Raw genomic sequence first — 22,647 nt, 5'->3', positions numbered from 1 at the left:
TAGCTATTTTTCTGCTAAAGACTTAAACACCAAGCCAATAGAAATTGAGTCGTAATTAGCAACAATCTATTAGGCGTTGAAATATTACTGTGTGTTGGTCTTTTCGGAGAAAGCAGACAATAGTTAACATAACGAAAAGATATCAAGAGATTTTCGTTGTTGTTAAAATTGTGCATAGACAATGACTATCCAATAAAAAGCGGATGTCATCGCAGGAGGGATATTATCTATAATGGTAATAAGAAAAATTAAAATAACTACGTTGCGCCGGCATCATCAAATGCGTTGTCCGCCTTATATACGCCATTTTCTTGTTGTTATTTTCCATTTGTGTAAGGTCTCTGTTTTTTTAAACAAATTTCCGGTTTTAAACAAGGATGTCGTTTTAAACAAGATTTTCTAAAAACGATCTGATAACGGCTATTCTAGCTATAACATTTATTCATTCTGTGACGCATGTCATGTTTTTATCCTATTTCTAAATGCCTTTTGACTAAAATATGAATAAATAGCTGCTTTTATTCATTTTAAACGTTATATATTCAAAACTGTACTGGGTATTATGCAAAACAGTAAGGTTATATTTAACACAGTAGATACATTACCAGAGCTATTATTATGCGATATTAGCAATGAAAGCGGGTTCTTAATTTAAATTGTATTTTATTTGTTAAGCCAAAATTATTTGTTACATCCAAATTTATACGGGAATATTGCATATAAATTCAAATTCAGCATATGCAGTAAATGTTAGCTAAATCACGTTATCAGGGTGTTACTCGTCTAAATCCCTATAATCAGGGAGGTTATGCTTGTCATCTTATTGTCGTTAGAGATAAATGTGGCAAAACAGGAGCAAAAGCCGCCCCCGAGAGGAGAAATTTAACTGAATAGCGATAGACCACTGGCGGTAAAGGGAATTTTTATCTGTATAACCTGCTGTTACCTGACATCACGCGACCGTCTGATGTGGCAAAGTGAGTCGGGCCAAGGTTAATCAAGCTAAAGTTAATGTACACTCAAGGCTGTTTTTCAGTTGGAAAGTGATATGAACAATGAGTGATGTGAATAACCCTGATGATCTGATCTCCATTATCCGCTTCCTGCGCCAGCAACATGTACTGACGCTGTGCACTGGCAGCGGTATGGATATGTGGTGTGCCAACTGTTTTTATGTCTTTGATGAAACGAAAATGGCGCTTTATCTGATGACAGAAAAGCACACCCGTCACGGCGAGCTGATGCAGATAAACCCGGAGGTGGTCGGCACAATTGCTACCCAGCCGCGCACGGTAGCTTTGATAAAAGGCATTCAATATCGCGGTGAGATAACCGAATTAAAAGATGACGCAGAGCACATCGCCCGCCAGCACTATTGCCGCCGTTTCCCGGTAGCTAAAGTTGTATCCGCCCCCCTCTGGCAGCTCAATTTGCTGGAAATCAAGATGACCAATAATACCCTTGGTTTTGGCAAGAAATTGTATTGGAATGCAGGCCCTTCGCCCTTGAAATTATAGGGATGTTAGCTACTAATACTTACCCAAATCACTCACTGGTTGTTGATCTTAAAAGTCAGTGAGCTCATCGGGATTAATGAGCCTCATCCTTGAGGCTCCCCCTACGGGCTAGCATAAATGCTGTTCAAATCGGTTCCCGACCGATTTGTTATTCGTTTGCTGCCTACCTGCAAAACTCCAATGACTTTGGGCATAGTTTCTTCGCTATGTTCTGGTGTTTCTGGTATTTATTATTCATATCAATTGATTTGATGATTATCTCCATGTTGGGGTGGCGCTAGCGTTTTTATCAGGAGGTCAGATGGCGAAGGTATTATTACTGGGGGCAAGTGGCCTGGTGGGGGGCGAGTTACTGCGCTTGCTGCGTTTGGATGCCCGCGTAACCGCTATTATTGCGCCAACTCGCAAGCCGTTGCCAGCCATGAATAAACTGATTAATCCGCAAGGCGAGAATATCGGCGAGTTACTAAAAACTCTCGATGAGCCGGTGGATTTGGTGTTTTGCTGTCTGGGTACGACTCGCCAGCAAGCGGGTAGTCAGGCGGCATTTCGTCAGGTGGATTATCGACTGGTGCTGGCTACGGGTGAAACCGGTTTGCGGCTTGGCGCGCGGCACTTCCTGCTAGTGAGCGCGATGGGGGCTAACCCGAACTCGTGGCTGTTCTATAACCGCACCAAAGGTGAGGCAGAGCGAGATTTACAAACTCAGGGCTGGCCACAACTCACTTTCGCCCGTCCTTCAATGCTGGCCGGTCAACGTACTAAACCGCGCTTGATGGAAAGCCTTAGCGCGCCGTTGTTTGCCTTATTACCTGATAAATGGCGCTTAATTAAAGCCAAAGATGTGGCACAAGCGCTGCTTGATCAGGCTTTCGCTCCACCGAAAGAGGGAGTGACAGTATTATCTTCAGCCCAAATGCAGCAACACTCATTATCATAAGCTAATGATCTGATTATCCTGCGCGATGGCGATGCCGTCGGGCAGTGTGTTGTCGAGTGCCCAGGCATCCAACTGGTGGCTGATATGGGTCAGCAAGGTGGCTGCCGGTTTTAGTAACTCACTGATGGCGATGGCCATTGTCACATCATTATGATTACGTGGCGGCGGACGGTGTGGGGAAAGATGATGTGGTGGATGGCTGCAATCTTGTACCAGCAAATCGATATTCTTACTGGCTAAAAATAGCGCACTATCGGCGGGCAGCCCAATGGTGTCGGTGAGATAAGCGATAGCCCGGTTAGGGCTTTGCAGCAGGTAGCCGAAGGTGATTTTTGAGTGATTGAGGGGCACTGGCGTAATCTGTAAATCGCCAAATTGAATCGGGTGAAATGCGCTGAGTGGCGGCTGAAAAGCCAGTATTCCCGGGTGCTTATACAAATCGTCACAGCCATCAGGATCTGGCGGCGCGTACACCGGGATCGCATTTCCACACCCCCAACGTAACGGAAATAACCCCTGAACGTGATCCATGTGGTAATGTGTAAGCAAAAAACGCTGAATTTCCCCTCCAGCAAAAAGCTGATCCAGTGTCGGCAACCCGGCATCAATCAAGGTCGTTTCCCCCTGATAACGCAACATTGCACTGCAAGGTTGACGGCGCAGCGCGGGTTCTACCCTGGCTTTGGTACAAATCACACACTGACAACCAAACACCGGCACCTGTTGGGCGCATCCGGTTCCTAACAATGTTAGCTCCATTTTTGATTCCCCTCCTACTGCGTTGTGGCGGGCGTTGCCATAATTGCTGTAATTGCTCCAGCGTGTGGTGCAGTTCGCCATCATTACAAAGTCGCTGGCAGTTAACCGGCAGTTGCTGTTGATAATGTTGCGCCCGCTGTAAACGCGCCTTGATTTGCTCATTGTTCTCGCGCCCGCGTTGCCGTAAGCGCTGAGCTAAAATTGCTGGCGAAACGGTCAGACACAGTGGCAGTAATTGGTGGTGATAGCGCTGTTGGGCTTCGGATAAATAGGCGCGGGAGCCATTGACCACCACATCCAACCCGTGTTGTAGCCAGATATCAATCTCAATTCCTACCCCATAATGATGCTGATGTGCCTGCCAAAACAGCGCAAATAGCCCCTGTTTAGCCCGCAATAAAAACTCCTGTTCACTCAATGCGATATGATTTTCAGCACCCGCATGGGCTTCGCGGGTAATATAACGATGCGCGACCATAACGTTGGTGGGCATGGCCGCTCGTAGCGCGGACAGCAGGCAATCCTTGCCAGCACCGGAAGCACCCATCAGATAGATTAAGCGCGCCATTAGAACACCTGTATTCCCTGCCGCCAGACGTTTTGCACATACACATGCTGGTTGTGCGAACCCTTATGGGTGCGCGCCAATATCAAATCAGCCCGCTTACCTTCGGCAATCACGCCGCGATCCTCTAATCCTAAAGCTCTGGCCGGGTTACGTGTCACCAGATTGACCGCTTGCGCTAAGGTGAGGCTGTTGTTCTCGTCATGCGCGATACGGAATGCGGCATCCAGCAGGCTGGCGGGATAATAATCGGAAGATAAGATATCCAACACGCCCAGTGATGCCAGTTGGTGCGCGGCGACATTGCCTGAATGGGAGCCGCCACGCACAATATTGGGTGCGCCCATCAATACTTGTAACCCATGCTGATGTGAGGCTCTGGCCGCCACTTCGGTGGTGGGAAATTCAGCAATAACACTACCCAATGCCTGTGATTCCGTCACATGTTCAGCGGTGGCATCGTCATGGCTGGCCAAAGCTATTCCCCGCTGACGACAATGAGCGGCAATGGCCTGTCGATTCAGCCCCGACCAGTGGGCGGATAGGCTGATTTGTTCTTCTTCAAACGCGGCCATTTGCTGATCGTTAAGATGATATTTACCCTGATAATATTCACGGTACTTAGCGCGTGAAGCGAACTGGCGCTGGCCCGGTGAGTGATCCATCAGAGATACCAATGAAAGCTCTGGCTGCATCATCAGTTCTTCAAACAGTGGCAAGGTGCTGTCATGGGGCAATTCACAGCGCAAATGAATTCGATGTTCGGCTCGATTCAATCCTGATCGCTGGCTCTCTACCACGGCGTTAATCATTTTTTGCAGATTATCCAGTCGATGGCCGCCATCCCGCACATCACCAACAGCTACGGCATCCAACACGGTAGTTATCCCGGAGGCAACCATTAGCGCATCGTGGCTACTCATTGCCGAATGTGCCGGCCAATCCACATTGGGGCGTGGGGTGAAAAACTTGTCGAGATTATCGGTATGCAGCTCGATCAATCCCGGCAACAACCAGCTATTTTGTCCATCAATTGCTGCTGAAAGTTGTGTCGGACGATCACTATAACTGCGGATCACCCCTTGGTGGATTTCCAGTGATCCACTGACCACCTGATCCTCAAGAATAAGATTGACGTTGTTGAAGATCATGATGGGATCTCTGTGCTGACGTGAGAGGGGGGCGGTGTCATGGTCAGTAAGCGGTCACTGACATGATTGCGTACTTTTTCATCATGGAAAATACCGACAATTGCGGCTCCGCGCTGTTTAGCTTTATCAATCAGGCTGACCACCGCGGCGCTGTTGGTGCTATCGAGAGAAGCCGTCGGCTCATCCAGCAGCAAAATGGGATAATCGACAATAAACCCTCGCGCGATATTAACCCGCTGTTGCTCGCCGCCAGAGAAGGTAGAAGGAGCCAGATCCCACAAACGCGGTGGCACATTGAGTCGCGTCAACAGGTCCTGCGCCCGCTGTTGGCAGATTTGCCGATCAACCCCCAATTCCAGCAGGGGTTGCATCACCACATTTAATGCACTGATTCGCGGGATTACCCGTAAGAATTGACTAACCCAACCCACCGTATGGCGGCGTACCGCCATAATTTGCCGGGCTTGCGCGCTCACCATATCCAGCCATTCTCCCTGATGTTTCACCCAGATATGGCCGCTGTCGGGTAAGTAATTGGCATATAAAGAGCGCAGAAGAGTAGATTTTCCGCTGCCGGAATGGCCGTGCAGCACCACACATTCGCCACTGCTCACTTCCAATGAAGTTTGATGCAGCACCGGCAGGCGAATACCGTGCTGGTGGTGTAACACAAAGGTTTTACTGAGATTTTCAACTTTCATTTGTAGTATAGGCAGCTGTAGGGTGTTCATAGTCAGTTCTCACTCAGTTTTGTAATACCGATGAAACCAGTAGCTGGGTATAGGGATGGTGCGGATCATCCAGCACCCGGTCAGTCAGGCCAGTTTCGATAACTTGTCCCTCTTTCATCACCAGTAGACGGTTAGCCAATAAGCGGGCAACCCCCAAGTCATGAGTAACAATCACCACCGCCAATTGCATCTCCACCACCAGATTGCGCAGTAAATCCAGCAGCCGTGCTTGTACTGACACGTCCAGGCCACCAGTCGGTTCATCCATAAACACCAGCTTAGGATGCGTCACCAGATTGCGGGCAATTTGCAGCCGCTGCTGCATGCCGCCGGAGAAGGTGGTGGGCAGGTCATCAAGACGAGATAAGGGGATCTCGACATCTTCCAGCCAGCGGCCTGCTTGTCGGCGTATCTCGCTATAATGGCGCTGACCAATAGCCATCAGTCGCTCGCCGATATTGCCGCCCGCCGAGACTTGTGGTCGCAGCCCATCGAGTGGGTGCTGATGCACCACACCCCATTCGGTGCGAAGTAAACGGCGGCGTTGGCTTTCGGCCATCTGATACAAATCAACCGCTGATTGTGCATCAGGTCGATAAAAAATTTGCCCATGTTGCGGTGCCAGGCGGGCTGAAATGGATTTCAGCAAGGTCGTTTTACCCGAACCCGATTCACCAACAATCCCTAACACTTCACCGGGATACAGCTGGAAAGAGACATCACTGAACCCCTTACCTGGTGCATACAAATGGGTAAGATTCTCCACCGACAACAGCGGATGAACAGCAGCGGATGGGGAGATAATCTGTTCAGTAATCATGAATATTGGCCTCTGATGCGGTAGTTTGAGCCAGTTGCTGCTGGCAAAAATCAGTATCCGAGCAAACAAACATCCGGCTGCCCTTATCGTCCATCACCACCTCATCGAGATAACTGTGGTGCGAGCCGCACAAAGCACAGGGTTCATCCCATTGCTGCACGCTAAAGGGGTGATCGTCGAAGTCCAGACTTTCCACTTTGGTAAAAGGTGGTAGGGCATAAAGGCGTTTTTCACGGCCGGCCCCAAACAGTTGCAGCGCGGGCATCATGTGCATTTTGGGATTATCAAATTTCGGAATGGGCGACGGATCCATCACATAGCGATCATTCACTTTTACCGGATAGGCATAGGTGGTCGCGATATGGCCGTAGCGAGCGATGTCTTCATATAGCTTGACTTGCATTACGCCGTACTCCTCCAGCGCATGCATTTTGCGCGTCTCGGTTTCACGCGGTTCAATAAAGCGCAGAGGTTCCGGGATCGGTACCTGATAGATAAGGATCTGATCTTCCGTTAGCGGCGTTTCTGGAATGCGATGCCGAGTCTGGATCAAAGTGGCGTCAGCGGTTTTTTCGGTAGTCGCCACTCCACTGACCCGCTGGAAGAAGCGGCGGATCGACACCGCATTAGTGGTGTCATCGGCTCCCTGGTCGATCACTTTCAGCACATCGTAACGGCCAATCAGGCAGGCGGTTAACTGAATGCCACCGGTGCCCCAACCATAAGGCATCGGCATCTCACGGCCGCCGAAGGGTACCTGATAACCGGGGATGGCCACGGCTTTCAGTAACGCGCGGCGTAATGTTCTTTTGGTTTGCTCGTCCAGATAACCCAGATTGTAACCGGTGAGAACTTCAGTCATGGCGTGGCTCCTGTTGTTCTGCGGCTACGGATGAATGCTCACGGCGCAGGCGCTTGAGTAACTCCAGCTCGGCTTGAAAATCAACGTAATGGGGCAGTTTGAGATGAGAAACAAAACCGGCGGCTTCGACATTGTCGGCGTGGGATAACACAAATTCTTCATCTTGCGCTGGGCTGGCAATATTTTCGTCGTATTCCCGGCTTTGCAAAGCACGGTCTATCAAGGCCATCGACATGGCTTTGCGCTCACCACGACCAAATACCAAACCATAACCGCGAGTGAAATGTGGGGGTTCTGCTTCCGGACTGACAAAACCATTCACCATTTCGCATTCGGTGAGTAAGATCTCGCCGATATCAATCGCAAATCCCAGTTCTTCCGGCTCAATTGAAATGGTCAGCTCGCCGGTACGGATCTCGGCGGCGAATGGATGAGTTCGACCATAGCCGCGCTGGGTGGAATAGCCCAGCGCCAGCAGGAAACCTTCATCACCGCGCACCAGCTGTTGCAGCCGAGCTGAGCGATGACACGGATAAACCGGTGGGTTGCGGGTGATATCTTCCGGCGGAGTGCCGTCATCCTGCTCAACTTTCGCTAATTGCTCTTGCGCTAATAAATCAAACACATGAGCGCAATTATTTTGCGATATATCTTCTGGCGATATTTCTCTGCGATTGAGCGCATGCGGCGCTTCACCTGAGGCCAGCAGGGTGAAGTCCAGTAGTCGATGGGTGTAATCATAGGTGGGGCCGAGCACTTGCCCGCCGGGCAAATCTTTATAAATGGCGGAGATGCGCCGCTCCAGCTGCATATTGCCGGTTGCCAGCGGTTGGCTGACGGCCAGACGCGGTAATGTGGTGCGGTAGGCGCGCAGTAGGAAAATCGCTTCGACCAGATCACCGCTGGCTTGCTTGATTGCCAATGCAGCCAGCTCGCGGTCATAGATACCGCCCTCGGTCATCACCCGATCTACCGCCAGACCTAACTGTTGCTCAATCTGTTCGCAATCGATAGCCGGGATTTGCGTATCACCACGACGCTGGTGTTCGAGTAGTTGATGGGCTGCCGCAATGGCTTTTTCGCCCCCTTTGACGGCAACGTACATCAGCACACCTCCACATGGGTGGTTCGTGGGATAGCCATTAGGTTCTCGCCGCAGGTCAATAAAAAATCGAGGCCAGCAGGGAATGCGATCGGGCGGTTAAGCAGGTAATTCAGCACGGCAGAGGGTAATTGGGGAGCTACAGTACGGTGGTGCTCGATGCCCGGCCCACGTAGGCGCAGAGGTATACCAAGGTGCAGACTTGTGGCCTGAAGAATGACGGTGGTGGAGTACTCTGGCGAAAGTTCACTACCTACGGGGCAGCTAATTAAGAGTTTTTCTTTTATCTCATTGTCAAATAAAGAAAAAATTGAATTTTTGATGCTGGCTGTCAGCGGTGCTCCGCAATGAAAACGTATATTCTGTTGCACGGCATCACTGTTGAGCGGTTCATCCAGGTAGAGCGGCGTTTCCTGATCAATCAAGGTCAACAGGATGCTGGTGGTGGCGGGGTTTAATGGCTGCCAGCCGCTGCTATGGGGCAGAGAAACGACAACGCCTGGTTCGCTTAATGCCTTGAGAATACGGCGAAAAGCATGCTGAGCATCATCAACCGGCTGGTCAAAATGGTTTAATAGGCTCATTAGCCTTCTCCTCGCACCAGGGTGAAGAAATCCACTTTACTGGTGGCGATAGCGCGGGCACGTAATTCCCGCCGCTCCTGCTGTATGGCCGCCAGAGGATGAATGACGGTTTTCAGCAGCAATTCACTCAGACCGGCTGGTTTTCCGTTAAGGGTGGAAAGCTGTAATAACGCATCTAATAGCGCGCAGAGTTCTGCATGAGGTTTATTGCGTCCGGCAATGTAGCTGTAACCATAGATATCGGTGCTGTGGTTGAGTTTGATTACCGCGCGGGTGAGGGTCATATCGCCCAGAATAAACCGGCGGCCAGTGCTGCCCATTCGCGCCTGTAATTGGCTCAAACCAATCTCTGGCGCACGGATCACCTGATATTGCGGTGCCAGATTCAAGGGTTGCCAATGTGCGAGTAATTGCGTCGGTTGGCTGTGGGCCAACACTGACATCCAGTCCTGACGGGTGTTAGAGATACTTTCCATTTAGTGCTCCATGGTCAGTTCAATCATGTCGGCACGCGTCAGGCTGACGGAGTACTCCGCCACCTGCTGGCTATCAACACGGACATTTAAAGTGCGCACACAGAGCAGCGGCGCATGGGTGGCAATCTCAAGTAAACGGCTTTCTTTGGCCTGAGCACGGCGTGCGCTAATGCGAGTCTGGTTACGGCTTAAAGGCTGTTGCAGATGTTGGCTGATGAATTGATGCAGTGAACCGGAGTTAAATTGCTGCAACGCGGGCCACCAACTCAAATCCGGCAGGTAGTGATCGATAACGCAGACAGGCACACCATTGACTCGCCGTAGGGTGCGTAAATGGATCACGGTCGTCCCTTCATCCACTGATAGCGCTTTGGCGACATGCTCAATGCACGGGCGTAAGACGGCGAGTAAGCGCTCACTGGTGGGGTCACTACCCTGATCCAATAAGTTCTGGCTAAAGCGCGCATTCGCATGCAGCGGGTAGTCATAAGGGCGCATTAACACCAGAATGCCAATACCTTGCCGACGTTGCAGCCAGCCGCGTTCGACCAATTCATCGACGGCCCGACGCAGGGTATGGCGATTGACCTGATAACGTTCGGCTAACTGCTGTTCAGACGGCAGATAATCCCCGCAGCGATAAGCACCGCGCAGCTCCTGTTCTAGCTGGGCCGCAATTTGTTGATAGCGGGTGGGATAACTGGTCGGTGGTCTAGATAAGTGCATGGCAGATAACCCCTCTGTGTGCATCACTTCTGACGGCCATCCACAATGAAACACAAGGAGCAATACTGATGAGCAGGTTGCGGATTGTCATGGTGATAGCCAGTAAGTTTTCTCACCCGCTATGCTGGCGGTTTTCAATGACAGTAGGGTTAAGCTGAGATGGCGGAATGATGAAATCTTGTGGTTGTTAACAAGGTTTTTTATGGGCTAAAAAGTACGGCTTATAAGAAAACGTTTTATCGCATTATCAATCTGATACATATCACTACGAAAAATCCTCACCTTAAACAAAAAATAAACATTTTCTTAACTTTAGAGAAGCATAAGTTTCTCTTATAGTTAATTTGCGCCGCTGTGGCGTTCTCTCTGGGGGGGTTACTATGTGCCCTAAAAATATCAGCCGTTTGAGCAAAATAAGTTTGGCAATATTACTGGCTTGCTCACTCGCGGCATGTAGTGGCAGTGGCGGAGGTTCTCACAATTCTGCGAAGAATAATGCGGGTCAGACCACGGGAGGTTCGGGCAGCGGAAGCGGAGGTGATGGTTCTGGCAGTGGTAATGGCGGAAATGGCTCTGGTGGCGGGACGGGCGGTGGCGGAACTGATGGCGGTGGCGGCACGACAGCCAGTAATTCTGCGGTTGGAAATGTAGTAATTGGTGTCGGTAACGCGGTAGATGGCGTTGGTAATACCGTCAGTGGTGTTGTAAGTCAAACTCCTGTGGGTAGCTTGCCAATCGTTGGTGGTGGTTTTGTTACTGTCGTCGATAGCGCGGGTAATGCTGTCAGTGATATCGGAACCGGTTTACAGAAGGGTGTAGGTCAATTGGGAAATAATCCTAATGCATTGGGCACTACTGCTGCCGGTATACCGAAGGCTGTGGCTGATGTGGGCACCGGTGTTTCAGGATTAGGTGGAACAGTTTCAGGTATCGCAGCCAACACGCCATTGGGCGGAGTTACCGGTACCGATGGTGGGTTAGTTGATAAAACGGGTGGGGCAGTCACTTCCATCGGTAACGGATTGGCGCAAGACCTGCAAATCGGAACGACCAGTAAGCTAACCACCGCAGCAACCGGGATAGTGACGCCAGTGGTGGGTCAGGTACAAGATATTACTCAGACCGTTGGCTCGACCACTGGCATTGGTGCGCCAGTGAATAATTTACTGACCGCTGTCGGCGGGACGATTGTGACGACGGGTACCCAAGTGGGTACCAATGCGCCAACGTTGGCGGGAGTTGGACAGGTACTGCAAGGCAGCGGGCAAGCCGTTGAGAAGGCGGGTGGTTTAGTCACTCCGCCAACATCAACAGGTGGTTCGAATGGCTTACTGGCAGGTGTCACCAATACCCCGGTACTACCCTCTGGAACCTCTGGTGGCAGTAACAGCAACTTATTGGCTGGGGTGAACAATACTGTCGGTGGTGTTAGCGGCGGATTAACTGCTGATGTCTCAGCCAATGCCAGTGGTGGTTTAGCTGGCGGGATCGGCGGAATATTAAAACCAAAAACCAATTAAATATATATACCCTAGATAATTCGAGTTGCAGGAAGGCGGCAATTGAGACACAAATTGGTTGTAAACCACTTTGGACAGCGCTTGCGCTGGCCCGCAGGGTGAGCCTCTGAGTCCCGATGAGTTGACGTCAGTCAATGATTCGGGTGAGCGAGAGCAGCCAACGCACATGCAGCTTGAAGTATAACGACACTAGCTCTCCCTTATTTATGGGGAGAGCATCGTTATTATAAAAAAATAGATTGTTAAAATTATAATTTAATGTGCGCATAAGGAAATATTCTATGAATAATAGAGTGTGTCTCGTATTTTTATTTGGTGCGGGAAGTGTATGGCAGTTCAGCGCGCTCGCTAATACTATTCCTATGTTAATTGACCAGAATAACCCTTCTAAAATATCGCGCGATATAGCAAGGCCACAAACACCTCGCACGGTGGCACCAACGATTTCAACTCCCGTACCAGAACCCAATTCTAAACTAACACTGGATACTTTAATTAATGTAAAACATATCCAGTTTATTGGTGGTACCCAATATAATATTAATATACTCAGCGAACCATTTACGCCTTATATTGGTAAAAAAGTACCATTAAAGACTCTGCTTTTAGCAACTCAGTCTATTACAAAAATGTATCAGCAAGATGGTTATATTCTCTCTTATGCTTATTTGCCGACTGATAACTTTGCCAATGGCGCATTAAAAATAGGTTTGGTTGAGGGCTATATTGCCAATACCCGTATTCAAAGTGACAACGCAGCGATAGGGAGCTGGCTGACCAAGTTGTCTCAGCGCATTATGGTTGAGAAGCCGCTGACACAGGATACCTTTGAACGCTACAGCATTTTGATGAGTCGAATGCCGGATACTAAAGTGATCGCCACGGCTAAAAACCCGGATAATATTTATGGCGCAACATTATTAGATATTAAAGCCGATCATCCACGTAACTGGAATGTCAGTACTGCATTGGATAGCCGCAAAGGTGTATACAGTGGGGTACTCAATGCAACTCTAAGTGGCTTTACATCTTATGCAGAGCAATTGGGTGTCGCGACATTATTACCGTTAGACAGCAAGAATCGTAACCAATATTTAGGTATAAACTATCAACAATACTTAGGTAGCAATGGCTTATTACTGCAAACCCGTAGTAGTTATTATAAGCAAGAACCGAAAGATTATACTGATATGCTGACACTATTCCCCGCTAATATCACGTTATCCAGTCGCACGCAGCAGATACAATATACTGGTGGGGTGGTGTTAAGTTATCCATTAGAATTAACCCGTAAACGTCAATGGACAGTGAGCGGGGGCGTAGATTATTTGGAGAAAAGCTATAATCTAAAGAGCCGAGCCAGATTTAATAATACATTGCTCGATTTAGAAGAACAGAACCAACGGATGCGTTATCCGGCTGCCGAGTTGGCACTGACGGGTTATCGGGAATATACCCAATCTTATTGGAGCACCCGTGCCAGCGTGCGCAAAGGAATAAACGGCGCTTTGGCCTCTAGTTCAGTTCCTTGGGGAGACTTAGGTTTTACCCGCTGGAAACTCACCGGAGATGGCGCGTATTTAATGGCCGAAAAATGGCGATTGAGTGCCTCGGCGGAAGGTGATTGGTCTGACAATGATTTGCCAGAAGCAGAGCATGTGATTTTTGGCGGGTTACGGTTTGGCCGAGGTTATCCAGATGGTGAGGCAGCGGGGGATTATGGCTATGGCGGACAGGTAGAAATGCGCTATATACATAATCGGGAAAATGGCAATTGGCTGAAAACCATTCAACCTTATGCGGTGCTGGATACGGCACACACTTGGTATAACTCACCGATATTTCGCGCACAAAAACTGGCATCGTACGCGGTGGGGGTGACCTTGGGTGATAACAAACACTATTCATTATCACTGGAAGGGGCGAGGCCGATTGGCGACCTGCCCAGTGATAGTACGCGTCGTGATTGGCGGTTTAACGCGACCTTAACCTATAACTTTGCCAATTAGCGCAAATGATGGATAACTTGATTACCGCTGCCACGCCAAATAAGCGACGGATCTTTTAGGTCTTGCACGAATTTGCCATCGACCAGCACATTGATTAAATCCACCACTTGTTGTTGGTCGGCGGTCAGTTCAGCCAGGGTATAGCCAGTCCAGACCCAAATATCTTTCCCGTCGCACTCTTGGCGTACGCGTTTCACCAATTGCAGAATGGCAGACAAATTTTGTGGATGCAGCGGATCACCGCCGGAGAGGGATAACCCTTGCCGGTGGATACGGGAATCGTTCAGATCCGCTATGATTTTATCTTCCATTTCTTGGGTAAATGGCTTACCCGAATTCAGTCGCCAGGTGCTTTTGTTATAACAACCCACACATTCGTGTACGCAGCCAGAGACGAACAGCGTACAGCGGGTACCGGGGCCGTTGATAACATCGACCGGGTAATATTGATGATAGTTAATAATTACTTGTCCAATATGTTCCCCTTCGTACTTGAAGCTGCAGGGGTATTCGCTGCGTTCACAAACCCGAATCACTTACTGATGTAAGCTCATCGGGATTTATTTGCTTGCTGCCTACCTACAACTCCAATTCCTTTGGGGGCGATTAATATTATTGGGGTAATTTCAATATTGAAAATCAGCCCAGTTGTCCGTTTGCCAAATGCTTAACGCGGCGCTTCACTTCTTCTTGCTTACCGGCGTTAAATGGCCGTGCATCCGGGCTACCTAAATAGCCACAGACCCGACGGGTGACTGACACTTTTGATGGCTCATGATTACCACATTTCGGGCAGGTGAAGCCCTTGCTGGTACAGGAGAATTCGCCGGTAAAACCGCACTCGTAGCATTCATCAATGGGTGTGTTGGTGCCGTAATATGGCACTCGGCTGTAGCTGTAATCCCAGACATCTTCCAGCGCTCTGAGGTTATGCTGCAAGTTAGGGTATTCGCCATAACAGATGAAACCGCCGTTAGCCAATGGAGGATAAGGTGCTTCGAAGTCCAGTTTGTCGTACGGGTTAACTTTCTTTTCAACATCCAGATGGAAGCTGTTGGTGTAATAGCCTTTGTCGGTGACACCTTCTACCACACCAAATTCTGCGGTATCCAGGCGGCAGAAGCGGTCACACAGGTTTTCGCTCGGCGTGCTGTACAGGCTAAAGGCGTAGCCGGTTTCTTCTTTCCAGTTATCCGTGGCTTGTCTCATGCGCTCGACGATAGCTACGCCTTTTGCACGTAACTTTTCGTCATCAAAGACATGGGATTGATTGCCAAACAAAGCATTAACCGTTTCATGGATACCAATAAAGCCCAGCGAGATAGATGCGCGGCCATTTTTGAAGATTTCAGAGATATTGTCATCCGCTTGCAAGCGCACACCACAAGCCCCTTCCATATACAGGATAGGCGCCACGCGGGCTTTGATCCCTTCGAGTCGGGCAATGCGGGTCATTAAGGCTTTCTTGGCTAGCAGCAGCCGCTCATCCAGCAACCGCCAGAATTTCTCTTCATCGCCTTGAGCTTCCAATGCAATACGTGGCAGGTTAAGGCTGATAACCCCCAGATTGTTACGGCCATCGTGGATCTGTTTGCCATCTTCTTCATAGACGCCAAGGAAGCTGCGGCAGCCCATGGGTGTTTTGAAAGAACCAGTAACTTTAACCACTTGATCGTAATTGAGAATATCTGGATACATGCGTTTGGTGGCACACTCCAGCGCTAACTGTTTGATATCGTAGTTGGCATCGCCAAATTTATGGTTAAGGCCATCGCGGATAGCAAACACCAGTTTCGGGAACACCGCGGTTTTACGGTTTTTGCCTAAACCGGCAATGCGATTACGCAGAATCGCCTGCTGAATCATGCGCGATTCCCAACGGGTACCCAGCCCAAAGCCGAAGGTGACAAACGGAGTCTGGCCATTGGCGGTATGCAGGGTATTCACTTCATATTCCAGTGACTGGAAGGCGTCATAACACTCTTTTTCGGTGCGTGACATGGCATAACCGGCGGCATCAGGGATCTGCCACTCTTCTGCGACCCGCTTGTGTTTATTGAAACTTTCAGTGACAAACGGCGCCAGAATTTCATCGATACGGTTAATGGTTGTACCGCCATAGATATGGCTGGCGACCTGCGCAATAATCTGTGCGGTCACTGCGGTAGCGGTAGAAATGGATTTTGGCGGCTCGATTTCCGCATTACCCATTTTAAAACCTTGAGTCAGCATGCCATCGAGGTCAATCAACATGCAGTTGAACATCGGGAAGAATGGCGCGTAATCCAGATCGTGATAATGAATTTCACCACGTTCATGAGCCAAGACCACGTCTCGTGGCAAAATATGTTGTTTGGCGTAGTGTTTCGCGACAATACCGGCCAGCAGATCACGCTGAGTCGGGATGACTTTACTGTCTTTATTCGCATTTTCGTTCAGCAGCGCTTTGTTACTTTGCTCTACCAAACCCCGGATTTCCTGATTCAGGCGACCACGCAGTTCACGCGAGATATCCCGGTCATGGCGATACTCGATATAGGCTCGGGCGAGCTGCTTGTATTGACCGGCCATCAGTTGGTTTTCTACCGCTGTTTGGATATCGCGGATATCAACTTTCGGCTGGCTCTCCATCGTCTGAGCGACCACACGGGCAACAGTTGCGCAGTAATCCGCGTCTACCACGCCAACCGCCAAGGCTGCACGCTCGACCGCCTCCTTGATTCGTACCTCATCAAAAGGTACCTGACAACCGTCCCGTTTAATCACTACTGTTTTCACAATGTCGCTCCTGTATCCTGCCGCGTAGGATTAGCCCCAAAACAATCTTATCCACAAGGCAAACCGCAGCACATAAGGGCTGCGAGGGGGTGTGGATGGTTTTGTGGATAACTACTACATATAGGTGTCTTGATTCCTATAGACACTATATATGGGTAATGGCAGAAGTGACAGTCAACATAATTGACCTAGAACAAGGAAATCAGCTTTAGGTTTATTCCCTGCTCAGTGCATCACAAAATGGACATTTTTATGCCACTTTTTTTGCACGAAATAGTATGAGTTAGCGCTTCATCGGGCGGAAATGTTCCAGTAAAAAATCGACCCAAACGCGTACCCGCGGGGGTAAATCGGCAGAGGCATAATAGAGCCACAATGGAACCGGCGCAGGCCAGTGATGGGCTAGGACTGGCACCAAACTGCCGTCTGCAAAATGGGGTTCAGCATGCCACTGTGCGATATAGGTTATTCCCATATCGGCCAACGCCGCATTCATTAATACTTCGGGTTGTGAAATGACCAAACGGCCCGATAACTCGAAAGATTGCACCTCATTATTGTGTTGCAATAGCCATTTGACTATTCGTCCAGTTGATGGATTGCGGTGTAGTAAACACTGATGCTGATAGAGATGCTGCGGATTGCTGGGAGTGCCATAGCGTGCCAGATATGCGGGGCTGGCCGCTAACACCATTTGCATTGGGTAAAACTGGCGTGCAATCAAGCGACTATCGGGATCAATGTGAGTGCCGATCCCCACATCAAACCCTTCTCCGACCAAATTAACCACTCTGGCTTCCAGCGAGAGATCTAAATCAATTAGCGGGTAGCGCGCCATAAACTCGGGAATCAGCGGCATTAATCGTAGGCGACCAAAACCGGGGATCAAACTGACTCGAACCGTGCCGCTGGGATGTTGCTCATCATTACGTACGGTGTCCAGAGTGTGTGATAGCGCCTGCCAAAGCGGAGCAACCCGCGCTAATAAAGCCTTACCTTCATCGGTTAGCACCACACTATGGGTATTGCGTTGAAACAGACGCAGCGCCAGTTTTTCTTCTAATACGCGGACATTTTTACTGACAGCGGCAGGAGTTACCCCTAATTGACGGGCCGCGACAGAAAAATTCTCATTTTGGGCGGCGCTTAGGAAGGCGGGCAATAAGCGATGAATATCGGAAGGCAGCGACATGGGTTGATACCTTAGGTTGAAATTAATGTGACTGATTGCAGCCTACACCGACAGTGCTGAAAATGAAAAGATAGTGTCATTAAACCTGTTGGGGAATGTGTGATGCCACGTATTTTAGTGTTGACTGCCCACCGTAAGCCGGATGAATCCCGTATCAACCATCGGTTAATAGAGGCTGTTCGCCCACGACCGAATGTGACTGTACATGAGCTGATCCGTGAGTATCCAGATTTTCAAATTGATGTCGCTCGTGAGCAAGAATTACTGGAGTCACATGATGTTATCGTGATGATGTTTCCATTTTACTGGTATAGCTCGCCGGCCATTTTAAGTGAATGGCAGGATGTGGTGTTAACTTACGGCTTTGCTTATGGCAGTAGTGGGGACAAATTGCGTGGTAAGCCATTGCAACTGGTGGTGTCTACCGGCGGCAATGAGCAGGCCTACAGCCCACAGGGCTATAATCGTTACCCGGTGCTGGATTTGTTATTGCCCTTCCACGCGATGGCCAATATGACGGGTATGGATTTCCTTCCGCCATATTTAGTACAAGGGGCCAATGCGATGGAGGAGGAGACTTTGGATCGCTATGTTCAAGGTATGGTGGGGATGATTAAGGGGTTTAGTTGATATAATTGCGTGTACAAATTTAGTATAAATTTGATATTTCGCGGTGCGGGTGATAGCTTGCTTAGAGTATGAACGGTGATTGAAGGAGAAAGCTATATGGCAACAACTATGTCCCAAAAAGCGGCGCGAGAAGGGCTAGGCTCTCCCGAACTTTTTGACGGCGGCGTTTTCGTCACAAAAAATGGTGTCGCTGAGCTGTTTGTCCAACCTGCAGCAGAAAGGGAGGCGGAGATGAGGGAACGTCATCTTGAGCGCCAATCAAATGCTCTGCTGAAGCTGGTTATGCTGGCTAAACAGGATATTAAAAACCAGCAAGGCATGTCGCCGGAAGAAACGCTAAGGAAGCTGCGCGCTGCGCGCAAGTAATAATATTGAGGTTAGGAATGCCCCAAATAATTATATCACCAGCAGCAGAATGGACTCTTCAGGATATCGAATCCTTTAAAAGCGCTACTATGGGGCCGGTTAAGGCTGGGGAGTTCGTTGATAATTTATTGATATCATCAATAACAGCGATCAGTGAAGATCCGGTCTGCTATCGTTTTAACTCAATGTTATCAGATAGCGGTGTGCAATTGCGTGAGCGGCTGGATCCCGACAGTGAGTATCGCGTCATCTATGATTATGATGGTCAAACTGCGGAAATACTGGCTTTTGTCAGTATGAAACAAGATTTGGAACGGGTGCTCTACCGTTACCTCATGTTTCGATAGTATTCTACACCCGGTTTTGCCGGGTACTGAATGGCCTTTGTTGTCCTATAAAACGCTACCCCATAAAATGTTCCGCCAACTCAAGATCCCGCCGCGTAAACTCTCTGACAATCTTCCCACTCTCCATCATGGCTGCGCGCTCGGACATATGTGCCACCACATCACTGTCATGGCTGACCAACAAATAGGTCATACCATGTTCGTGTTTCAAATGATTGAGTAGATTGAGGATTTCTGCTTGCACTGACATATCTAATGCTGAAGTCGGTTCATCCAATAGCAGCAGTTTGGGTCGTAATAGCAGGGCGCGGGCAATGGCAATGCGCTGGCGCTGACCACCGGAAAATTGATGCGGATAGCGTTGTGCCGCCGATGTCGGTAAGCCCACTTGTTCTAAAGCCTGGTCAATACGTTGTTGGATGTTTTGCTCGCCGTGAATCTTTAGCGGCTCACCCAGTGTGCGCTGAATATTATGTTGTGGATGCAGTGACGCATAAGGGTCTTGGAATACCATCTGCACATCTTTACGTAATTGGCCGATGAAACGTTGCCCCGGTTGCAATGGTTGGCCCAGCAAGGTTATCTCACCTTGCCACTCCCGCTGTAAACCGGCCAAAGTACGTAACACGGTGGATTTACCACAGCCAGATGCCCCAATCAGACTGAATGTTTCACCTGCTTCCACCGCAAAACTGACCGACTCAACCGCCGTTTTTAGTTGATTCTTTTGGGCAAAACTGACGCGTAGATTTTTGACTTCAATCAGTGCCACGGGAACCTCCAGAGAAATCAGCGCTACGATCTAATACCGGCAGGTCCGTGCCATAGGTGCTGGCATTCGGGCGGCAAGCCCATAAGGTATGAGTATAAGGGTGAGTAGAATGAGGCAGGTCAGCCGCCGCGCCCTGATCCACCAGTTTCCCCTGATACATCACCAACACGCGATGGCAATGCTCGGCGACTAACGGCAGATCGTGGCTGATCAACAACAAACTTATATTGCGCTGCTCAGTCTGTTCGACAATCAACTCCAGTATTTGATTACGCAATTTGGCGTCCAATGCGGAGGTTGGCTCATCGGCAATTAATACCCGTGGATTATTCACTAAAGCGATAGCTAACATGGCCCGCTGTCCCATACCGCCAGAAAGTTGGCCGGGGTAACTGTGCCAGACACTTTCATTGAGTCCGACCGCGGCTAGCGCATTCAATACCCGCTCGCGGGTATCCGCGCGGGAAAGCGTATTATGTAGCAGCAGGGATTCTTCAATTTGTTTCCCCACGGTGCGAACCGGATTCAGTGCATAGCGCGGATCTTGCAGCACCATAGCAATCTCGCTACCACGTAATGCGCCCCATTGCTTCGGTTTCAACTGCAATAGGTCGTGTTCGATAACTTGGCCTGAATTGCCCTGTTGATCAGTGTTATCAGCATAATAACTGAGTTTTTTAGCACTGACTTTGCCCGGAGCACGAACTAATCCCATCAATGCTCTGGCGGTAATGGATTTGCCCGAACCGGACTCACCCACCAGTGCAACCCGTTCACGACCGAGATGGAATGAAATATTATCCACCACTCGCTGCTGCTGGAAATCGACACAGAGATTATCGATGGCAAAAATTTTATCAGTCATGGTGAGGGTCCAAAATATCGCGCAGGCCATCGCCTAACAGATTAAATGCCATACTGCTCAATAAGATAGCACAGCCCGGAATGGCGGCAATCCACCATTGGTCAAAGATAACCTGCATGCCATCCGCGACCATGGAACCCCATTCTGACATTGGCGGGCGTGCCCCTAACCCGAGGAAGCCAAGACCTGCTGCAGCCAGGATAATACCCGCTAAATCTAATGCCAGGCGCACCACTGCAGAAGGGAGGCACATAGGGAGAATATGTCCCCACAGTAATCGCAACCCTTTGATTCCCATCATTTCAGCAGCTGCCAGATAATCACTTTTACGTAATAACTGAATCTCGGCTCTGGCCTGACGGGCATAGGCTGGCCAAGTGGTCAGGGCCAATGCCAGCGCGCCGTTAATTAAACCGGGGCCAAGCATGGCAACAAAAGCAAAAGCCAGAATCAGTCGTGGCATCGACATCACCACATCGGTGACGCGCATCAGAATACGTTCGAGCCAACCGCCGTAATAACCAGAAAGCACCCCGACCAGTAAGCCTAGCGGCAAGGTTATGACGGTAACCAGCAGCACCAACCCTAAGGTGGGGCGCGTGCCATAAATCAGTCGCGACAGCATATCGCGGCCATAACTGTCCGTTCCCAGCCAGTGAACTGCGCCCGGAGGTAGCAACCGATCGGCCGCGTTCTGCCAGTTGGGATCAAAGGGTGCCAGCCATGGGGCGAAAATCGCGATGAACACCAGTGAGGAGAGAATAAACAGACCAATGCTGGTGGAGGGGGAGCGCTTTAGCGTGTGGCAGATCTTTGTTATCGGTATCGACATATCAGCGCGTTCTCGGATCCAGTAAGCGGACCAGCAGATCCGTCACATTGTTAATCAAAATAAAGCACATACCGAGCAACAGTGTTCCACCCATAATGGCTGTGGTGTCTCCGGCAAACAGCGCGCTAGTCAGATAGCGGCCAATACCCGGCCAGGCAAAAACGGTCTCGGTGAGCACTGCGCCTTCCAACATGCTGGTATAGGCTAGAGCAACCACTGTCAGCAAGGTGCCACGAATATTCGGTAGCACATGCGTCAATAAAATTCGCATCTCACCCGCGCCTTTGGCTCTTGCCAGCGTGATGTACTCTTTGTTCAGTTCACTCAGGCAAGCTGAACGTGTGAGACGAGTGATGCTGGCAAGTGCGTAATAAGAGAGCAGAGAAACCGGTAAGATCAAATGGGCCAGAGCATTACTAAAGGCACCAGCATCACCTGAGCGCCAGGTATCGATCAGGGCAAAGCCGGTTTTCGCTTCCACGGTATATTGATAAATATCATCGAGACGGCCGGGGCCGGGGCTCCATTGCAGGCGTGCATAGAATAGTAATAGCATCAGCAGGCCAAGCCAGAAGATAGGAACCGAGTTTCCGAGCAATGTGATAAAGCGGATAGTGGCATCCAGCTTGCTACCCGCCCAGCGGGCGCACAACAAGCCGAGGACAATCCCCAGTACTGCGCCAATCACTAGCGATAATGTTGCCAGTTCCAATGAGGCAGGGAAAACGGTCAGCAGATCTTGTAATACCGGCTGACCGCTGGCGCTGGCGACACCCAGATCTCCATGAGCCAGGCGCTCCAGATAGTGCCAGAACTGAACCGGTAAAGGTTTATCCAACCCAAGTTGTTGTTTAACTTGCTGGTAAGTGGCCTCACTGGCGTGGTCTCCCACGATTTGCAGCACCCTGTCCACCGGCGACAACGCCGACAGGAAAAAGGTAATAACCAGTAGACCGAATAAGGTCAGGCCCAGGGTGAATAACCCCTGTAAAAAACCCCAAAAACGACGCCGGGATAGGGTTCCCGGCGTTTGATTTAGTGCGACAGGCATCGACTAGCAACTCACTATTTCACAAATAAATTTATCAATCAGCTATGCCCAA

24 protein-coding genes and 1 pseudogene are annotated in these 22,647 nt (G+C 49.7%); 7 read left to right on the top strand and 18 right to left on the bottom strand.

Going from position 1 to position 22,647, the window contains the following annotated elements; translation table 11 throughout:
• Positions 1-223: 223 nt before the first annotated feature.
• A complete protein-coding gene (gene speFL, locus ACF3VQ_RS18480) occupies positions 224-307 on the bottom strand; it encodes a leader peptide SpeFL (RefSeq protein ID WP_392435689.1) in 84 nt (27 codons plus the stop codon).
• Positions 308-1,055: 748 nt separating this feature from the next.
• Here speFL and ACF3VQ_RS18475 point away from each other — a divergent pair.
• Positions 1,056-1,517 (top strand): YhbP family protein, encoded by a 462-nt coding sequence (locus ACF3VQ_RS18475; RefSeq protein WP_392432478.1) that lies wholly within the window; start codon positions 1,056-1,058, stop codon positions 1,515-1,517.
• 301 nt (positions 1,518-1,818) lie between these two features.
• Positions 1,819-2,457, top strand: a complete 639-nt coding sequence (locus ACF3VQ_RS18470; protein WP_392432477.1) for a hypothetical protein — start codon at positions 1,819-1,821, stop codon at positions 2,455-2,457.
• Here ACF3VQ_RS18470 and phnP read toward each other — a convergent pair.
• The 10 genes and pseudogenes from phnP to phnF form a co-directional block, all read right to left on the bottom strand.
• Positions 2,452-3,216 (bottom strand): phosphonate metabolism protein PhnP, encoded by a 765-nt coding sequence (gene phnP, locus ACF3VQ_RS18465; RefSeq protein WP_392432476.1) that lies wholly within the window; start codon positions 3,214-3,216, stop codon positions 2,452-2,454. The genes ACF3VQ_RS18470 and phnP overlap by 6 nt on opposite strands.
• A pseudogene (phnN, locus tag ACF3VQ_RS18460) lies at positions 3,207-3,784 on the bottom strand (ribose 1,5-bisphosphokinase). Before phnN ends, phnP begins: the two are co-directional and overlap by 10 nt.
• Positions 3,784-4,932, bottom strand: a complete 1,149-nt coding sequence (gene phnM / locus ACF3VQ_RS18455; protein ID WP_392432475.1) for an alpha-D-ribose 1-methylphosphonate 5-triphosphate diphosphatase — start codon at positions 4,930-4,932, stop codon at positions 3,784-3,786. Before phnM ends, phnN begins: the two are co-directional and overlap by 1 nt.
• Positions 4,929-5,663, bottom strand: coding sequence for a phosphonate C-P lyase system protein PhnL (gene phnL / locus ACF3VQ_RS18450; protein ID WP_392432474.1), 735 nt, complete (start codon positions 5,661-5,663; stop codon positions 4,929-4,931). Before phnL ends, phnM begins: the two co-directional genes overlap by 4 nt.
• 13 nt (positions 5,664-5,676) lie before the next feature.
• Positions 5,677-6,483, bottom strand: coding sequence for a phosphonate C-P lyase system protein PhnK (gene phnK, locus ACF3VQ_RS18445; protein ID WP_392432473.1), 807 nt, complete (start codon positions 6,481-6,483; stop codon positions 5,677-5,679).
• The gene (locus ACF3VQ_RS18440) at positions 6,473-7,345 is read right to left on the bottom strand and encodes an alpha-D-ribose 1-methylphosphonate 5-phosphate C-P-lyase PhnJ (RefSeq protein WP_392432472.1); all 873 of its coding nucleotides are present in this window, start codon (positions 7,343-7,345) and stop codon (positions 6,473-6,475) included. Before ACF3VQ_RS18440 ends, phnK begins: the two co-directional genes overlap by 11 nt.
• Complete coding sequence (locus ACF3VQ_RS18435; RefSeq protein WP_392432471.1) at positions 7,338-8,450, bottom strand: carbon-phosphorus lyase complex subunit PhnI; 1,113 nt, start codon at positions 8,448-8,450, stop codon at positions 7,338-7,340. Before ACF3VQ_RS18435 ends, ACF3VQ_RS18440 begins: the two co-directional genes overlap by 8 nt.
• Positions 8,450-9,031 (bottom strand): phosphonate C-P lyase system protein PhnH, encoded by a 582-nt coding sequence (phnH, locus tag ACF3VQ_RS18430; RefSeq protein WP_392432470.1) that lies wholly within the window; start codon positions 9,029-9,031, stop codon positions 8,450-8,452. Before phnH ends, ACF3VQ_RS18435 begins: the two co-directional genes overlap by 1 nt.
• Entirely contained in the window at positions 9,031-9,507 is a 477-nt protein-coding gene (gene phnG, locus ACF3VQ_RS18425; RefSeq protein WP_392432469.1) for a phosphonate C-P lyase system protein PhnG, read from the bottom strand. The genes phnH and phnG overlap by 1 nt, the downstream gene beginning before the upstream one ends.
• Positions 9,508-10,233 carry a phosphonate metabolism transcriptional regulator PhnF gene (gene phnF / locus ACF3VQ_RS18420; protein ID WP_392432468.1) on the bottom strand — a complete coding sequence of 242 codons (726 nt, stop codon included), beginning with the start codon at positions 10,231-10,233 and terminating at the stop codon, positions 9,508-9,510. It abuts the gene before it with no gap.
• Between the two features lie 380 nt (positions 10,234-10,613).
• Between phnF and ACF3VQ_RS18415 the strand changes: the two genes are divergently transcribed.
• Both ACF3VQ_RS18415 and ACF3VQ_RS18410 read left to right on the top strand, forming a co-directional pair.
• Positions 10,614-11,753 carry a collagen-like triple helix repeat-containing protein gene (locus ACF3VQ_RS18415; protein WP_392432467.1) on the top strand — a complete coding sequence of 380 codons (1,140 nt, stop codon included), beginning with the start codon at positions 10,614-10,616 and terminating at the stop codon, positions 11,751-11,753.
• A gap of 281 nt (positions 11,754-12,034) precedes the next feature.
• On the top strand, positions 12,035-13,762 hold the full coding sequence (locus tag ACF3VQ_RS18410) for a ShlB/FhaC/HecB family hemolysin secretion/activation protein (RefSeq protein ID WP_392432466.1): 1,728 nt from the start codon (positions 12,035-12,037) through the stop codon (positions 13,760-13,762).
• Here the strand turns inward: ACF3VQ_RS18410 and nrdG are convergent.
• The 3 genes from nrdG to ACF3VQ_RS18395 all read right to left on the bottom strand — a co-directional run bounded on the left by nrdG (position 13,759) and on the right by ACF3VQ_RS18395 (position 17,732).
• Entirely contained in the window at positions 13,759-14,223 is a 465-nt protein-coding gene (gene nrdG, locus ACF3VQ_RS18405; protein WP_392435687.1) for an anaerobic ribonucleoside-triphosphate reductase-activating protein, read from the bottom strand. The genes ACF3VQ_RS18410 and nrdG overlap by 4 nt on opposite strands.
• Before the next feature lie 178 nt (positions 14,224-14,401).
• Positions 14,402-16,540, bottom strand: coding sequence for an anaerobic ribonucleoside-triphosphate reductase (gene nrdD, locus ACF3VQ_RS18400; RefSeq protein WP_392432465.1), 2,139 nt, complete (start codon positions 16,538-16,540; stop codon positions 14,402-14,404).
• A gap of 283 nt (positions 16,541-16,823) precedes the next feature.
• A complete protein-coding gene (locus ACF3VQ_RS18395; protein ID WP_392432464.1) occupies positions 16,824-17,732 on the bottom strand; it encodes a LysR substrate-binding domain-containing protein in 909 nt (302 codons plus the stop codon).
• Positions 17,733-17,834: 102 nt separating this feature from the next.
• Here ACF3VQ_RS18395 and ACF3VQ_RS18390 point away from each other — a divergent pair, with 102 nt between their 5' ends.
• The 3 genes from ACF3VQ_RS18390 to ACF3VQ_RS18380 all read left to right on the top strand — a co-directional run bounded on the left by ACF3VQ_RS18390 (position 17,835) and on the right by ACF3VQ_RS18380 (position 19,075).
• Positions 17,835-18,362, top strand: coding sequence for an NAD(P)H-dependent oxidoreductase (locus tag ACF3VQ_RS18390; protein ID WP_392432463.1), 528 nt, complete (start codon positions 17,835-17,837; stop codon positions 18,360-18,362).
• 96 nt (positions 18,363-18,458) lie between these two features.
• Positions 18,459-18,728, top strand: a complete 270-nt coding sequence (locus ACF3VQ_RS18385) for a hypothetical protein (protein ID WP_050114449.1) — start codon at positions 18,459-18,461, stop codon at positions 18,726-18,728.
• Positions 18,729-18,745: 17 nt separating this feature from the next.
• Entirely contained in the window at positions 18,746-19,075 is a 330-nt protein-coding gene (locus tag ACF3VQ_RS18380; RefSeq protein ID WP_392432462.1) for a type II toxin-antitoxin system RelE/ParE family toxin, read from the top strand.
• Between the two features lie 55 nt (positions 19,076-19,130).
• Here the strand turns inward: ACF3VQ_RS18380 and ACF3VQ_RS18375 are convergent, their stop codons facing one another.
• The 4 genes from ACF3VQ_RS18375 to ACF3VQ_RS18360 are packed head-to-tail and all read right to left on the bottom strand — an operon-like array spanning position 19,131 to position 22,595.
• Positions 19,131-19,847, bottom strand: coding sequence for an ABC transporter ATP-binding protein (locus tag ACF3VQ_RS18375; protein ID WP_392432461.1), 717 nt, complete (start codon positions 19,845-19,847; stop codon positions 19,131-19,133).
• Complete coding sequence (locus ACF3VQ_RS18370) at positions 19,834-20,712, bottom strand: ABC transporter ATP-binding protein (RefSeq protein ID WP_392432460.1); 879 nt, start codon at positions 20,710-20,712, stop codon at positions 19,834-19,836. The genes ACF3VQ_RS18375 and ACF3VQ_RS18370 overlap by 14 nt, the downstream gene beginning before the upstream one ends.
• A complete protein-coding gene (locus ACF3VQ_RS18365) occupies positions 20,705-21,538 on the bottom strand; it encodes an ABC transporter permease (protein WP_026017978.1) in 834 nt (277 codons plus the stop codon). The genes ACF3VQ_RS18370 and ACF3VQ_RS18365 overlap by 8 nt, the downstream gene beginning before the upstream one ends.
• Positions 21,539-21,545: 7 nt before the next feature.
• Positions 21,546-22,595: an ABC transporter permease gene (locus ACF3VQ_RS18360; RefSeq protein ID WP_392432459.1), complete on the bottom strand. Its 1,050-nt coding sequence runs from the start codon at positions 22,593-22,595 to the stop codon at positions 21,546-21,548.
• Between the last annotated feature and the right edge of the window lie 52 nt (positions 22,596-22,647).

The sequence above is a fragment of the Yersinia fenwicki genome, assembly GCF_043099325.1.
Classification (GTDB): domain Bacteria; phylum Pseudomonadota; class Gammaproteobacteria; order Enterobacterales; family Enterobacteriaceae; genus Yersinia.
Note: the sequence above shows the minus strand (reverse complement) of the source record. Positions and strands in the feature narration are given on the sequence as shown.